Source organism: Picosynechococcus sp. PCC 73109 (assembly GCF_001521855.1).
Taxonomy (GTDB): Bacteria; Cyanobacteriota; Cyanobacteriia; order Cyanobacteriales; family MRBY01; genus MRBY01.
In genome coordinates this window covers 1,439,070-1,453,961 of sequence record NZ_CP013998.1, presented here as the reverse complement: position 1 = coordinate 1,453,961, position 14,892 = coordinate 1,439,070, and the positions used below count along the sequence as shown (strand labels likewise).

Annotated in this window: 11 protein-coding genes; 6 read left to right on the top strand and 5 right to left on the bottom strand. The window is 49.1% G+C overall.

The annotated features are described in order from the left end of the window. Positions 1-105 precede the first annotated feature (105 nt). Positions 106-1,728, bottom strand: coding sequence for a glutamine-hydrolyzing GMP synthase (guaA, locus tag AWQ23_RS06990; RefSeq protein ID WP_062436572.1), 1,623 nt, complete (start codon positions 1,726-1,728; stop codon positions 106-108). Between the two features lie 279 nt (positions 1,729-2,007). Between guaA and moaA the strand changes: the two genes are divergently transcribed. Both moaA and AWQ23_RS06980 read left to right on the top strand, forming a co-directional pair. After that, positions 2,008-2,997 (top strand): GTP 3',8-cyclase MoaA, encoded by a 990-nt coding sequence (gene moaA, locus AWQ23_RS06985; protein WP_062433801.1) that lies wholly within the window; start codon positions 2,008-2,010, stop codon positions 2,995-2,997. 147 nt (positions 2,998-3,144) lie between these two features. Continuing rightward, positions 3,145-3,591 carry a hypothetical protein gene (locus AWQ23_RS06980; RefSeq protein ID WP_062433798.1) on the top strand — a complete coding sequence of 149 codons (447 nt, stop codon included), beginning with the start codon at positions 3,145-3,147 and terminating at the stop codon, positions 3,589-3,591. 34 nt (positions 3,592-3,625) lie between these two features. Here AWQ23_RS06980 and AWQ23_RS06975 read toward each other — a convergent pair whose 3' ends face one another. After that, complete coding sequence (locus AWQ23_RS06975; protein WP_012306978.1) at positions 3,626-4,234, bottom strand: rhomboid family intramembrane serine protease; 609 nt, start codon at positions 4,232-4,234, stop codon at positions 3,626-3,628. 73 nt (positions 4,235-4,307) lie between these two features. After that, positions 4,308-4,814, bottom strand: coding sequence for a hypothetical protein (locus tag AWQ23_RS06970; RefSeq protein WP_062433795.1), 507 nt, complete (start codon positions 4,812-4,814; stop codon positions 4,308-4,310). 273 nt (positions 4,815-5,087) lie between these two features. Between AWQ23_RS06970 and AWQ23_RS06965 the strand changes: the two genes are divergently transcribed. Next, positions 5,088-5,606: an NYN domain-containing protein gene (locus tag AWQ23_RS06965; RefSeq protein WP_062433793.1), complete on the top strand. Its 519-nt coding sequence runs from the start codon at positions 5,088-5,090 to the stop codon at positions 5,604-5,606. A gap of 396 nt (positions 5,607-6,002) precedes the next feature. Next, positions 6,003-7,604 (top strand): 2-isopropylmalate synthase, encoded by a 1,602-nt coding sequence (locus AWQ23_RS06960; protein ID WP_062433790.1) that lies wholly within the window; start codon positions 6,003-6,005, stop codon positions 7,602-7,604. A gap of 202 nt (positions 7,605-7,806) precedes the next feature. Here the strand turns inward: AWQ23_RS06960 and AWQ23_RS06955 are convergent, their stop codons facing one another. Next, on the bottom strand, positions 7,807-10,149 hold the full coding sequence (locus AWQ23_RS06955; RefSeq protein WP_062433787.1) for a sensor domain-containing diguanylate cyclase: 2,343 nt from the start codon (positions 10,147-10,149) through the stop codon (positions 7,807-7,809). Positions 10,150-10,732: 583 nt separating this feature from the next. Here AWQ23_RS06955 and AWQ23_RS06950 point away from each other — a divergent pair. Together AWQ23_RS06950 and leuC are read left to right on the top strand one after the other, a co-directional pair. Beyond that, positions 10,733-11,851 carry a HAMP domain-containing sensor histidine kinase gene (locus AWQ23_RS06950; protein ID WP_062433784.1) on the top strand — a complete coding sequence of 373 codons (1,119 nt, stop codon included), beginning with the start codon at positions 10,733-10,735 and terminating at the stop codon, positions 11,849-11,851. A gap of 49 nt (positions 11,852-11,900) precedes the next feature. After that, positions 11,901-13,304: a 3-isopropylmalate dehydratase large subunit gene (gene leuC, locus AWQ23_RS06945; RefSeq protein WP_062433780.1), complete on the top strand. Its 1,404-nt coding sequence runs from the start codon at positions 11,901-11,903 to the stop codon at positions 13,302-13,304. 230 nt (positions 13,305-13,534) lie between these two features. Here the strand turns inward: leuC and fba are convergent, their stop codons facing one another. Further along, complete coding sequence (fba, locus tag AWQ23_RS06940) at positions 13,535-14,608, bottom strand: class II fructose-bisphosphate aldolase (protein ID WP_030006557.1); 1,074 nt, start codon at positions 14,606-14,608, stop codon at positions 13,535-13,537. Positions 14,609-14,892: the final 284 nt, after the last annotated feature.

Here is a 14,892-nt window from a genome sequence, read left to right as displayed (position 1 = left end):
TGCTCCCAAAGAAAAAAGCCCCAACAGTTTTAACCTGCGGGACTCTCAATCTCCCCTTGAGGGGAGCTAGATGGGTGTTCCTGAAGAGGAGCTAAGGAGGTGTAGTTACTCCCACTCGATGGTGCCAGGAGGCTTAGAAGTGATGTCATAGACCACGCGGTTAACCCCTTTCACCTCATTCACCATGCGATTAGAAATGGTTTCCAAAAGCTCATAGGGGGGACGAGCCCAATCCGCTGTCATCCCATCTTCACTGGTAATCATCCGCAGTACGACGGGGTGAGCATAGGTGCGCTTATCGCCCATCACACCCACACTACGAATCGGTAGTAAGACCGCAAAGGCTTGCCAAAAATCACTGTAAACCCCTTGCTTTTTGATTTCATCCCGCACAACCCAGTCTGCATCCCGGAGAATATTTAACCGTTCTGCGGTGACTTCACCGATGATCCGAATGGCGAGGCCAGGGCCAGGGAAGGGGTGACGGCGAATAATTTCTTCGGGCAAACCAATGCTGGCTGCGACCTTACGCACTTCATCTTTGAAGAGTTTGCGGAGGGGTTCAACCAATTTAAAGCGCAGGTCTTCTGGTAAACCGCCGACGTTGTGGTGACTCTTAATTTTGACCGCGACCCGTTCTCCCGTTTTGGGGTCAACGTTGGTATCCGCCGATTCGATTACATCGGGATATAGAGTCCCCTGGGCGAGGTAATCAAAGGGGCCAAGGCGTTTTGATTCTTCCTCGAAGACGGCGATAAATTCGTGGCCAATAAGGCGGCGCTTTTCTTCGGGATCGGTAACCCCTTTGAGCTTGTCGATAAAGCGATCACGGGCGTTGATATAGGCGACGGGAATGTGGAATTGCTCATCAAAGATTTCCACAAGGCGTTCCGGCTCCCCTTTCCGCATAAAGCCTTGGTCGATGAACATACAGGTCAGTTGATCGCCGATCGCTTGGTGGAGCAAAAAGGCCAAGGTAGAAGAATCGACGCCTCCAGAAAGGGCGAGGAGTACCCGTTGATCGCCGACCCGGGCCCGAATCTCACGAATTGCTTCTTCAACGAAGGCTTCTGTGGTCCAGGTGGGTTCACATTTACAAATGTGATAAACAAAGTTGCGGATCAGGGCCATACCGTCCTGGGAATGAACCACTTCTGGGTGGAACTGCACCCCGTAAAGTTGGCGGCCATGGTGGGCGATCGCCGCACAGGGGGTATTGTCCGTGTGGGCTAAAATTTCAAACCCGTCAGGCAGGTGTACACAGGAATCCCCGTGGCTCATCCACATGGTGGAGCCTTCCTCCACATTGGTCAGCAGATCGGTGGGATCATCAATAAAGATTGATGCTTTGCCATACTCTGCGTGCTTGGCGCGCTCGACGGTGCCACCGAGTTGTTTCACCATTAGCTGCATCCCGTAGCAAACCCCAAGGACAGGAATCCCAAGATTCCAAATTTCAGGGTCACAGGCCGGGGCATAGTCGTCATAGACAGAGCTGGGGCCACCGGAGAGGATGATGCCGCTGGGATTAAGTTGCCGCAATTGTTCGGCGCTGGTGCGATAGGAAATGACCTCAGAGTAAACTTCCGTTTCGCGAATTCTTCTGGCAATCAGTTCAGAGTATTGGGAGCCAAAATCTAAGATAACGATGATTTGGCGTTGAAGACTATTGCCTGTATTGGTGGCGTCAATCGGTTTTTGGAGTGGAGTCGTAGTCACGTTCAGCAAAAAATCCCTAGTGGAAGTTAACAGATAAAACAAGCCAGGGAAAAATCCAAGGCCTCGTATTTCCCAGCACCAGCGATCGCCGGGTTGCTGTGGAGATTGGGGAAAATTGTGAATGCTGAAGAGAGATTAAAAACGGTATTTTATAGAGCAAATAAATATTCCGAACAAAATAACACAGATCGATATTTTTTTAAAGTCTGATCTGAACCAGACAGAGGATCGTCATCTTCTGTATCCTCAAAGGAAGCTTGTCCTTTATTTGTCGTGGTAGCAGTAAGCATGAATCCGGTAGATTATCTCCGCATTAGCTTGATTGATCGATGTAATTTTCGTTGCCATTACTGCGTCCCAGATGAAGCGAGCCTCCAATATTTGCTGACCTCAGAGCAGTTGAGCAATGGGGAAATTCTCACGCTCCTCGAACAGGTGTTTATTCCCTTGGGATTCCGTAAATTTCGCCTCACGGGGGGAGAGCCTCTCCTACGCCCCCAGTTAGTCCCCCTCGTCCGGGCGATCGCCCATTTGCCGGGGGTAGAAGATTTATCGATGACCACAAATGCTTATTTATTAGCGGATCTGGCTCAGGATCTCTACAATGCGGGTCTGAATCGTCTCAATATCAGCCTAGACTCTTTGAATCCTGAGACCTTTGATCAAATTATTGGTAATCGGGGCAAGAGTCGCTGGCAGCAAACTTGGGAGGGCATCCAAGCGGCCCATCGGGTTGGTTTTGACCCCCTCAAGCTCAATGTCGTGGTGATCCCTGGGGTCAATGATCGAGAGGTATTAGATTTAGCCGCGTTGACAGGCGATCGCCATTGGCACGTGCGCTTTATTGAGTTTATGCCCATCGGCAACGACAAATTATTTAATGAACGAGCCTGGATTCCTTCGGAAGAATTACGCCAACGGATCCGGGCAAAATGGGGCTTAGAAACGGCATTCGTTCAGGGCAATGGCCCCGCAGATATTTTTAAGATTCCCGGGGCAAAGGGGACGCTTGGGTTTATTTCCCAGATGTCTGAATGTTTTTGCGATCGCTGTAACCGGATGCGCCTCTCAGCGGATGGTTGGCTTCGGCCTTGTCTATTGAATGAAGCAGCACAAATGGATCTCAAAACATTACTCCGGACTGGGGTTCCCCCTAGGGAAATTCGGGCGGCAGTCAAAGCACTCCTCGACCAAAAACCGGAGATTAATTTCAAAATGCGCGATATGGGAACCACCACGGGTCAATATGGCCGCACCATGTCGCAAATTGGCGGCTAAAGAGCGTTATTGTCTAGGATTCATTACATTTCGCGGCACAAAACGTCAATAAACGTGAATTAGGTTCCCCAAAGGGAGCTTTTTTTTCTAGAATATTTGTAGCGAATGTTACCGAATAAATTTCGATTTGTGCATTAGTCCAAACCTATGATCAAAGAACGCCTTACTACCTGCGAAACCCTCCTCTACCGTTGGCTCCATTTTCACCAAAACCAAACGAAGCCAGAGGAGCTGAATTTACAGTATTTTCAAGTCTGGACGGCAGAATTTCTTACGGAAAAGGCCAGTGGCGAGGATATTGATCAAGCTCTGCTGCGGTTGATGCAATTACGCCTGATTTATCTCAATGATGGCGGAACATTGGCGATCGCCCCAGAAGAGCAACCGGGTGTACAAATGGCTCCCCTCCCCCGGAAATTTTGGCAAGCGTGGTCTTGGGAGCACCACTTGGCGGCGGGCAGTTTGGCGATCGCCTCGGTGGTTTTGATGGCCGTCTCTGCCTTTGCCCTGTGGCAAAACACCAACGCACCCTTGGATATGACAGAATCAGCAACCGTTACGGAACAGGTGCTTGGAGAAAATGACCCAGAATAACGGTACTAGGGCAAGCATAAACTGGTGCAATCCATTAGCGGCGAAGGGAACGGGGGTTAAGATATTTTGCGGCGATCGCCCCGCCGATAAGTCCGAATAAATGCCCCTCCCAAGACACCCCTGGGGTCGTCGGCAAAACACTCCAAAGCACCCCACCATAGAGAAAAAATACCAAGAGCGAAACGGCAATGGATGGGATATCTCGCCGAAAGTAGCCCCGAAACAACAGAAATCCCAAATACCCAAAAATTAAAATACTGGCCCCAATATGCACAGAATTTTGGGCACCAATGAGCCATACTCCCAGGCCACCGACAAGCATTGTTATTAAAGTAACCGTAAAAAAGTCACGGATGCGGTCTAGCATCACGAGCCAGCCCAACAGCGCAAAGGGGATTGAGTTGGTGACGAGGTGCTGAAAACCACCATGGAGAAAGGGTGCAAAGAAGATTCCCCTGAGTCCCAGCAGTTGTCGGGGCAGAATGCCGAATACATCTAGGCCACCCCGCCAAAGATTTTGAAAAACAAACTGATCACTAATTTCTAGGCCCCAAAAACTCGCAAGAAACAAACCCAAAATCATGATTTGCTGCTTTAATTCCTGGGCAACAGCCTGGGCTTCGGGATCGCGCTGGTGGGTCATGGATTCGGCGAAAAGTTAGTTGAAATATTCCTTCCCACGTTAACAAGTTTCGCGATCAATGGGACGACTGCATTCACGAAAAGCGAAATAAGTGCAACCACTGCATGATCTGTGCCCCAGAAAGCTGCAACCGACTCTGTAAATCTGCAAAATCACGATACTGGCCCCGTTGCCGCTCTGTAATGATCCGTTGGGCCAGGGGAACTTCGACGCCAAAATCGACTAGCGCCCCAAGGTCAGCGCGGTTTAGGTTAATTTGTACTGGGGCTAGCTCTGGGGCATAGTAAGCAAAACTGAGGATCGCGGCCAAGGGCTGGAGACGTTGACGGGGAACCCCTAGGGCCGCTGCCACATCGTCGAGGCTATAGAATTGCACCCCCTGGCTGGTGAGCTGCACGAGCGATCGCCCCTGATGAATAGAAATGCCTGGTAGACGGAGCCAATCATCGACGGTGGCTTGGTTGACATCGATCTTAATTCCCATGGCCGCAGCGAGGGCGACTTCTTCGAGGGAACGAAGGCGGTAGTAAGGATCCTGGCGTAGACGTTGCTGTAATTGCTTTTTCCGGAGAAAATTCATGGTCTTTTGCGGGCCTCAATCTTGTTTACTCTACAGGCGATCGCCTCTATTTTTTAGCATTGCCGAAAAGATCCCTTAGCCTTTACAATAGGCCGATAGACTTATTTTTATGCTTTATTCCGTAGGAATGCCTGGCCCAGTCCATCTGCTAACCTACACTATATTTCTCTTTTATTTTTATTGCGAGGGAACAACTTCCTTCCCTTTATTTAAACCCAAACTAAAACCCTATATTTTAAAAAATCACCCTATTATTTTAGGGCCAATTTTGCTATGAACTTTTATCAGCGTCGCCTGTCTATTTTTGTAGATGGGAATAATATGTTTTATGCACAACAGAAAAATAATTGGTTTTTTGACCCCCGTCGTGTTTTAGATTATTTCACTTGCGATCCCACCGTGCGCCTGATCAATGCCTTTTGGTACACAGGCCTAAAGGATTCCCAAGATCAGCGGGGTTTCCGCGATGCCTTGATCAGTCTGGGTTATACAGTACGCACAAAAATCCTCAAAGAATACTATGACGATGTCTCCGGTCGCTACTCCCAGAAAGCAAATTTAGACATTGAAATTGTGGTCGATATGTTTAATACAGTCGATCAATATGATCAAGTTATTTTGTTTAGTGGCGATGGTGATTTTGAACGGGCCATTGAACTTTTGCGCTCAAAAAATACCCACATTACCGTTGTTTCGACGGAGGGAATGATCGCCCGGGAACTGAGAAATGCCACGGATTGTTACATTGATCTAAATAATCTGCGGGCCGACATTGAAAAAACAGAACCTTAAGCAATCACAGTAGCCATAAATGCTTTAAAAATGCCTTGTAATGACGCCACTATTTTTGACTGAATTAAGGCCAAAGATTTAGTGTTGTGTTTCAATAACGTGGGTGCCCTCAATCGCAAATGCTCTGGATGACTGGCAACCGTAACTCTCGCCCGATATTCCGACTTTTTTTAGCTACCGACAGGAGCAGTAAGCCATTACCTCTGACCATGGGTCGTGCCTTAGGATTAATGCCACCCATCCTTTTTTACGGCAGAATATCTAATTCTTAAGGAATTGGTTTATCCTAGGGAGATAGCTATGGACTTCTTTAAAGTAGAGCATAGCCAGTACTTTTATTCCAATCAACATAGAGTTTTTATTTAGACTATTTTCACGCTAAGGGAGCGGGAAATGATGAACAACCAAGACGATCGCATTATTATTTTCGACACAACATTACGGGATGGTGAACAATCTCCGGGGGCAACCCTAAATGGAGACGAAAAGCTGGCGATCGCCCGTGCCCTGGCGCGACTTGGTGTAGATGTCATTGAAGCGGGTTTCCCCAGGGCGAGTCGGGGTGATTTTGATGCTGTACAACGTATCGCCGCCGAAGTCGGCACAGAAAATGGGCCAACGATCTGTGGTCTAGCCCGGGCCACCAAGGGCGACATTGAAGCGGCAGGCAATGCCCTGAAGCCAGCTTTTAAAAATCGAATCCACACCTTTATCGCCACCTCCGATATTCACCTCGAATACAAACTCCGCAAAAGCCGCAAGGATGTGTTGGCGATCGCCCCGGAAATGGTTGCCTACGCCAAAACCTTTACCAACGATGTGGAATTTTCCCCCGAAGACGCAGGCCGCTCGGATCCTGAATTCCTTTATCAAATCCTCGAAGCCGTCATTGATGCCGGGGCAACCACCGTTAATATTCCTGACACCGTCGGCTACACAACCCCCGCCGAATTTGGCGCTCTGATCAAAGGCATCAAAGAAAACGTCCCCAATATTGACCGCGCAATTATCTCTGTCCATGGCCACAACGATTTGGGCCTAGCGGTGGCCAATTTCCTCGAAGCCGTAAAAAATGGCGCTCGGCAGTTGGAATGCACTATTAATGGCATCGGCGAACGGGCCGGGAATGCCGCCCTCGAAGAATTGGTGATGGCTCTCCATGTGCGTCGCCAGTATTACAATCCTTTCCTTGGTCGGCCTGCTGACTCAGAAGCACCTTTGACCAACATCAATACCAAAGAGATCTACAAAACATCTCGCTTGGTATCTAACTTGACGGGGCTTTCTGTCCAGGCCAATAAAGCGATTGTGGGTCTGAATGCCTTTGCCCACGAGTCAGGCATTCACCAGGATGGCGTCCTGAAAAATAAGCTCACCTACGAGATCATGGATGCTCAGTCCATTGGCTTAACCGATAATCAAATTATCTTGGGTAAACATTCTGGTCGTAATGCTTTCCGTACCCGCTTAGCAGAATTAGGGTTCGATCTGTCTGACAATGATCTCAACAAAGCTTTTCTGCGCTTTAAAGATCTAGCCGATAAGAAAAAAGAAATTACCGACTGGGATCTTGAGGCGATCGTTAAGGATGAAACCCAGCAACCGCCGGAATTATTCCGTCTGGAGCTGGTGCAGGTTTCCTGTGGTGACCATGCCCAACCCACAGCCACCATTACAATTCGTACTCCCGGAGGAAAAGAATTAACCGATGCAGCCATTGGTACCGGGCCTGTAGATGCCATCTATAAGGCGATTAACCGGGTGGTTCAGGTGCCCAATGAATTAATTGAATATTCCGTGCAGTCGGTGACGGCGGGCATTGATGCCATTGGTGAAGTCACGATTCGTTTGCGGCACGAGGGACGAATTTATTCTGGCCATGCTGCAAATACAGATATTGTGGTGGCGTCGGCCCGGGCGTATATCAGCGCCTTGAATCGTTTATATGCTGCTCTTCAGGAAGATGTGTCGGCTAATCCAGCGAAGGCTTCTCTGTAGTTGCTGCGACAGTTAACCCGCGCGCTTTTTCCCAGCTTTTTTTCAAGGGGATTTTTTCTCTAATTAATTGGGGAAAAGTCTCTTTATTTTATGCGTGGGATTTACACTGCGCCTCAGAGCTTATTGACACAGCCCCCCTGCCCCCAGTTGGGGGGAGATTTTTTTAGTTATGATCTCTCAGGCTAGCTGAAGTGGGCTAAATTCAAGGTAATTCAAAGACTTCTGAACGGGCGCGTCCCTTGGCTTTGGCATGGTACATCGCTAGGTCTGCGTCGCGTAAAATGCCCGTCGAGGTGAGATATCGATCAAGTTTAGGTAAGACACCAATGCTCACCTTTACAAATAGGGACTGGCCTGCGAGTTCAAAGGGGGTTTGTAGGGCTTTATGGATCCGCTGACTAACTTCAAAGGCGGTCTGGGGCTCGGTTATTTCTGTGAGGAGCACGACAAATTCGTCTCCCCCCAAACGGGCCAGGGTATCCACATCCCGGAGACAATGACAAATGCGTTTGGCAAAGTCTTGTAGGAGCTGGTCACCAACGAGGTGGCCAAGGCGGTCATTAATCGCTTTGAAATAATCTAAGTCAAGGAATAAAAGAGCATTGTGGTGTTGGGGATAGCGTTGTTGTTGTTTAATGACTTGCTCGAGGCGCTCTTCTAGGAGGGAGCGATTGGGGAGGCCGGTGAGGTGATCGTAGAAGGCCTCTTGGACGAGGCGCTGTTCTATTTGTTTGCGATCGCCAATGTCTACCATTTGCCGAATTACATGGAGGGGTTTGCCTTCGGCATCGCGCACGAGGGCGACTTGTTCTAGGATGTGAATTTTTTGGCCATCTTGAGCGATGTAGCGTTTTTCCCGCTGAAATTCCTGGCGATCGCCTTGCTGCAAGAGCTCATTGAGGCGTTCATCTTCGGCTTGATCATCGGGATGGGTTAACTCTAGATAGGTTTTTTCTAAGAGGGTCTCTTGATCGTAGCCAGTGATCCGACACCAGGCTTGGTTGACCCGTTCATAGTGGCCCCCTAAGGTAGTGATCGCCATGCCAATGGGGGCGAGTTGGAAGGTTTGGTGAAATTGCGCTTCGGTTTTTTGGAGGTTAGCGGCGGCGGCCTTTTCGTGGCTAATATCCGTTTGGATCCCAATAAAGTGGGTCAGATAACCAGCGGGATCTCGTACCGGAAAAATGTGGAGGGCATTCCAAAAGGGTTCACCATTTTTGCGGTAGTTGCGGAGGGTGACGTTACATTCTTGGCCCTTGAGGATCGCAGCCCGCAATTCTGTGAGGGGAGGCTGTCGGCGATCGCGGCCCTGAAGAAAATTGCAGTTACGACCAAGGATTTCATCTGCGGTGTAGCCAGTAATTTTTTCAAAACCTTGGTTGACATAAATAATTGGATTATTCTCTTCCCGGGCATCGGTGATTACCACTCCCTGGCGGATCACATTGATCGAGCGGTGTAAAAGGTTCATGTCCGCTGCCTGGCGATCGCGTTCGATACTACTAGACAGAACATGGGCGATCGCCTGGAGAAAATAAGTCTCATCCCCACTGAAATGACGTTCTTCGGTACTATAAACCGCCAGTACTCCCCAGGGGTTATCCACTGGGCCAATGGGCATACTAATTCCACTGACTACTTGATAATTGTGCAGTAGCGTTTCGCCCCGAAAGCGACTTTCAACGCGCAAATCCTCGATGCTGATCGCCTGTTGTTGGGTCAGGGTATAGCCAACGTGGCTATCTGGAGTCGTACTTACTGTGACCGCACCGATGAGATCGATAGGCCAACCATAACCTGCTTCTAGGGTACAAATAGAGGTCTTTTTTTGTTTTAGATAGAGGCAACTATAGGGAACGTCCAGGGTGCGGGCCACAAAAATTACCGCTTGACGAAATAATTTCGCTAGATCTGATGTGTTGAGGCTGATGCTCCCTAATTTGGCGATCGCCGACTGTTGGCGCACCTGTTGGCGGAGTTGTTGTTCCGTGAGGAGTTGTTCGCTCTCGTCGAGAATACACATCAGGATTTGATCCGGAGCAATAAACACATACTCCACCCGGAGGTACAAATTTAAGCGAATAAATTGCAATCGCTGACCGTTCGAGACCTCCCGTTTGAGGCAATTTTCTAAGTGGTGGTAGAGGGTAGGTAACGCCGCAAAAATTTTCTGGGGTCGTTGCCCAAGATTCAAGGAAGGCTGCTGGAGTGCTTGGCTATTAAACCGTGCCGCCGCCGGATTAAAGTCCGATAAATAAAGCTCTCCCTCAATGGCTTGCCAACGGTAGCAGGGAAGGGGCAACGAAAAATATTCTTGGTACTGTTGACTGTATTGGTGATCGTATTGCTCCTTGAGCTGATGGTATTGCTGGAGCGCCTCTCGATATTGGTTGGCGAGATGATCTTTTTCACGTTCTAAAGTTTCGATCTGGGCCGCTTGATTTTCTAACAGGGCGATCACCTGACCATAGGCCTCAATTAACCACGCAAAACTGCCGATTCCCCTCGGTGGTTGCCCCCCTTGATCTGACGATTCATTAACCATAAAGTCTCTATTCCTAATCCAACGTTCCTTCTGTTTTTGTTACACAATCTGCTCTGATGTTATTTATGGGGGGCACGTGCGAGAAGAGCTAAAAATGAAGCAACAAAAAGAGGACTTCTCCGTACTGGCTGTTAGCAGTTGCCTAGGGGAGAAATTTGATCCCATCGCCGTTTTCTAAAGGTAGACCCTTAACCTGAGATAGAAGCAGCCTTTCTATCCTACCAAATTTCCTTTGTTTTCTCGGAAGAATCAAGGATTGATCGGCCTAAGATTACGGCTTTTCTAGGGGACTCTTTTTTGAAGGGATAATGCAGACTGAAATAATTTAAACCACTGAGGAGCGCCAATATCAACTAGATAAAATCATTTCTAAATAATTGGTGGGCTTGAGCCAAAAGGGGCGATCGCCCTATCAAAGAAATTGAGTATTTAAACTTATTAATTGCCCCATTTCCCTGCAATGACCTGGGTATAATGAAGCTAAAGAAGCAACGCCGTAACCGCCATCGGGTTCAACGTTTAAAATAGGGGATTCCGCTGTTCAACCAGCAGTTGAGTCGAAATTAACCTGGGGTGATGTGCCATGTTTTCGCTGAGCAACCGTGATCGCGTTCTGGTCGTGGATGATTCGCCGGATAATTTATTGTTGATCCAGAGCATTTTAGAAGATGAAGATTTAGACCTGGTGACGGTTAATAACGGCCAAAAAGCCCTGGAGCTTGTGGCACAGCAGCCTTTTCACCTGATCTTGCTCGATGTGATGATGCCCCACATGGATGGCTTTGAGATCACACGGCACATTCGTAACGACCCCGACATCCCTTACATTCCCATCCTGTTGATCACTGCCCATGCCCAACCGAGTGTTGCCCTAGGTTTGGATATTGGTGCTGATGATTTTATCCGCAAACCCGTGGAGATTGATGAATTGATTGCCCGGGTGCGATCGCTGCTGCGGTTTAAACATACCGTCGATGAGAAAAATATGATTGTCCGGCAACGGGAAGACTTCGCCTCCCGGTTGACCCACGATATGCGTACTCCCTTGATTGCGGCGGATCGGATGCTCAATCTCCTTTTGCAGGGGGCTTTGGGGGAACTGTCAGAAGCAATGCAAGAGGTTTTACGCACCATGTCCCGCAGTAATGCCAATCTATTGGAGATGGTGAACAATATTTTGGAGGTTTATCGCTACGAATCCGAGCGGAAAACGTTCTATTTTAGTCGGGTGGATCTCAAGACCGTGATTACCAATGTGCTTGAGGAATTACGTCCCCTCGCCCAGGAAAAACAACTGCAACTCCAGGGGGAACTCCCCGAAGTCCCCGTGTGGCTCGAAGGCGATCGCCTGGCCGTGCATCGTGTTTTAGTGAACCTGGTGAGCAACGCCATTAAATTTACAGATCAAGGCCATGTCACCGTTAAATTGACCCCAGTCGATCAAGAGCAAGTGCAAATTCAAGTAATCGACACGGGGAGCGGCATTAGCCCGGAAGATCAATTAGAAATCTTTGAGCGATTCCGCCAAGGCAAGCATTACAACGGGGGCAGCGGCCTGGGGCTACACCTTTCAAAACTGATCCTCGAAGCCCACCAAGGTCAGATTAGTCTCACCTCCCGTCTCCAGGAAGGTAGTACCTTTACAATCACCTTGCCCCTCTCCCAAACCCCTGCCCAAAGCGAGGAAAAAAAAGTTGTATGATTGAAGCTCTGCACAGAATATTATTGGCGTACTTGAGCAATTCAGTTCTATGAGCAAAGGCACTCTTTTCGATAAGGTTTGGGACTTACACACCGTTAAAGTTTTACCCTCTGGCCAAACGCAACTATTTATCGGACTGCACCTGATCCATGAAGTGACCAGTCCCCAGGCCTTTGCCATGCTCAGAGACCGCAATCTCCAGGTCATGTATCCAGAACGCACGGTTGCTACGGTGGATCACATTGTCCCGACGGAAAATCAAGCGCGACCCTTTGCGGATCCCCTCGCCGAAGCGATGATGCAGGAACTGGAAAAAAATACGGCTACTAACAAAATTCGTTTTTATAATGTCGGCTCCGGGGGCCAGGGGATTGTCCATGTGATTGCCCCAGAACAGGGATTAACACAGCCGGGGATGACCGTTGCCTGTGGTGATTCTCACACTTCTACCCACGGCGCTTTTGGGGCGATCGCCTTTGGCATTGGAACCTCCCAAGTGCGAGATGTGCTCGCCTCCCAGACCCTAGCTCTGGCAAAATTGAAAGTTCGTAAAATCGAAGTGAATGGTGATCTTCAGCCCGGAGTTTATGCCAAAGATGTAATCCTACACATTATCCGCAAACTGGGCGTTAAAGGGGGCGTCGGCTACGCCTATGAATATGCCGGGACGACCTTTGAAAAAATGTCCATGGAAGAGCGGATGACGGTTTGTAATATGTCCATCGAAGGGGGCGCCCGCTGCGGCTATGTCAATCCCGATTCAGTAACCTATGACTATTTGAAAGACCGTCCCTTTGCGCCCAAGGGAGAAGCCTGGGAAAAGGCGATCGCCTGGTGGGATAGTCTCCGCAGTGAAGCCGACGCCGAATATGACGATGTGGTCACCTTTGACGCAGCAGACATTGCCCCCACCGTCACCTGGGGGATTACGCCGGGTCAGGGCATTGGCGTTGATGAATCGGTGCCGACCCCAGAAATGATGGCCGAAGATGAACAGGCGATCGCCGCTGAAGCTTACAAATATATGCAGCTTCAACCAGGCCAAGCGATCCAAGGCACTAAAATTGATGTCTGTTTTATTGGTAGTTGCACCAATGGTCGCTTGAGCGATCTCCAGGAAGCCGCTAAATATGCCAAAGGCCATCACGTTGCTCCGGGAGTAAAAGCCTTTGTGGTACCTGGTTCTGAGCAAGTGAAACAACAGGCTGAGGCAGAGGGACTTGACCAAATTTTTACCGAAGCAGGCTTTGAATGGCGGGAACCCGGCTGCTCCATGTGTCTTGCCATGAATCCCGATAAGCTCGAAGGCAACCAGATCAGCGCCTCTTCTTCGAACCGCAACTTTAAAGGACGGCAGGGTTCTGCGACGGGGCGCACCCTACTCATGAGTCCGGCGATGGTTGTTGCTGCCGCTGTGACGGGTCAAGTCACCGATGTGCGCACCCTTAACTAAATTATTTCTTCCCCCAAGGTTACTCTTTCACCGAAGATAATACCCTCCGCCTTCAGCACCTCCCTTCATCAAAGTCAATTTTTTAATGCTTTTCCACTAGATGGGCTAGGGGAGGGTTATTGAGTAACTGTGGAGTTAAGCAAAAAAAAGTGAGCCCTATCTCCACTGGAACAGGACTCAAATTCAAGCTAGCTTAGGGAATAAACCCTAAGACTGGCGGGAGTTTCAACTTAGGCGTTAACTGCAGTTTTTGCTGCGAGTTCACCGCTGGCATATTTCTTCGCAAACTCATCTAAGGGGATTTGCTTGATCTTGCTAGCGTTACCAGCACACCAGAATTGCTGATAGCGATCGCTACAAACCTGCTTCATGTATTTGATCGAGGGCTTGAGGAAGTGACGGGGATCGAAGTTCTTCGGATCCTTCATCGCTGCTTCACGAATTGCCGCAGTGATCGCCAGACGGTTGTCGGTGTCGATGTTGACTTTACGCACACCGCTCTTAATACCCTTTTGAATTTCTTCTACGGGTACACCATAGGTTTCAGGAATGGCACCACCGTACTCGTTAATCATGTCGAGCCACTCTTGGGGTACAGAGGAAGAACCGTGCATTACCAAGTGGGTGTTGGGGAGTTTCGCGTGGATTTCAGCGATCCGGCTAATGGCGAGGATTTCACCAGTGGGCTTCCGGGTAAATTTGTAAGCACCGTGGCTGGTCCCGATCGCTACAGCAAGGGCATCTACTTGGGTACGCTCAACGAATTCGACAGCTTCGTCGGGATCGGTTAGAAGTTGTTCTTTGCTGAGAGCGCCTTCAAAACCGTGGCCGTCTTCTGCTTCACCCATCCCTGTTTCGAGGGAGCCAAGGCAACCGAGTTCCCCTTCGACGGAAGCACCAACGGAGTGGGCCACTTTCACAACTTCAGCAGTCACACTGACGTTGTAGTCAAAGCTCGCGGGGGTTTTGGCATCGGCTTCGAGGGAACCGTCCATCATCACAGAGGTGAAACCGTTACGGATCGCAGAATAACAGGTGGCAGGGCTGTTGCCGTGATCCTGGTGCATCGCAACGGGGATATGGGGGTAGGTTTCCACGGCGGCAAGCACGAGGTGACGGAGGAAGTTTTCCCCGGCATAACTACGGGCACCACGGGACGCTTGGAGAATTACGGGGCTATCGGTCTCATCAGCAGCCTGCATGATGGACAGAATCTGTTCCATGTTGTTGACGTTAAACGCAGGAATGCCATAACTATTTTCTGCAGCGTGATCTAAGAGCAAACGCATTGGGACGAGAGCCATAGATGTCCTCCTATCTTACTTGCTTATTTTATTCGTGATTTTGTCAAGAAAATTAATTCTCTTATCTGACAATCTTAAGATACATTCACCCTTTTGACGAATGCTTTTGTTGAGTTTTGGCGATCGCCTTTATTGTTTGGGATTTCTTATCACTGGGTTTAACCCCACTAATTATGCAAAAGGATGACCGAAAAATATTGGTATTTCCCAGGGCGATCGCCCGACAATTCACTGTCCCATTTGATGCGACATAGAGTTTTCTTTGGGAAAACTTTCCATGGTTC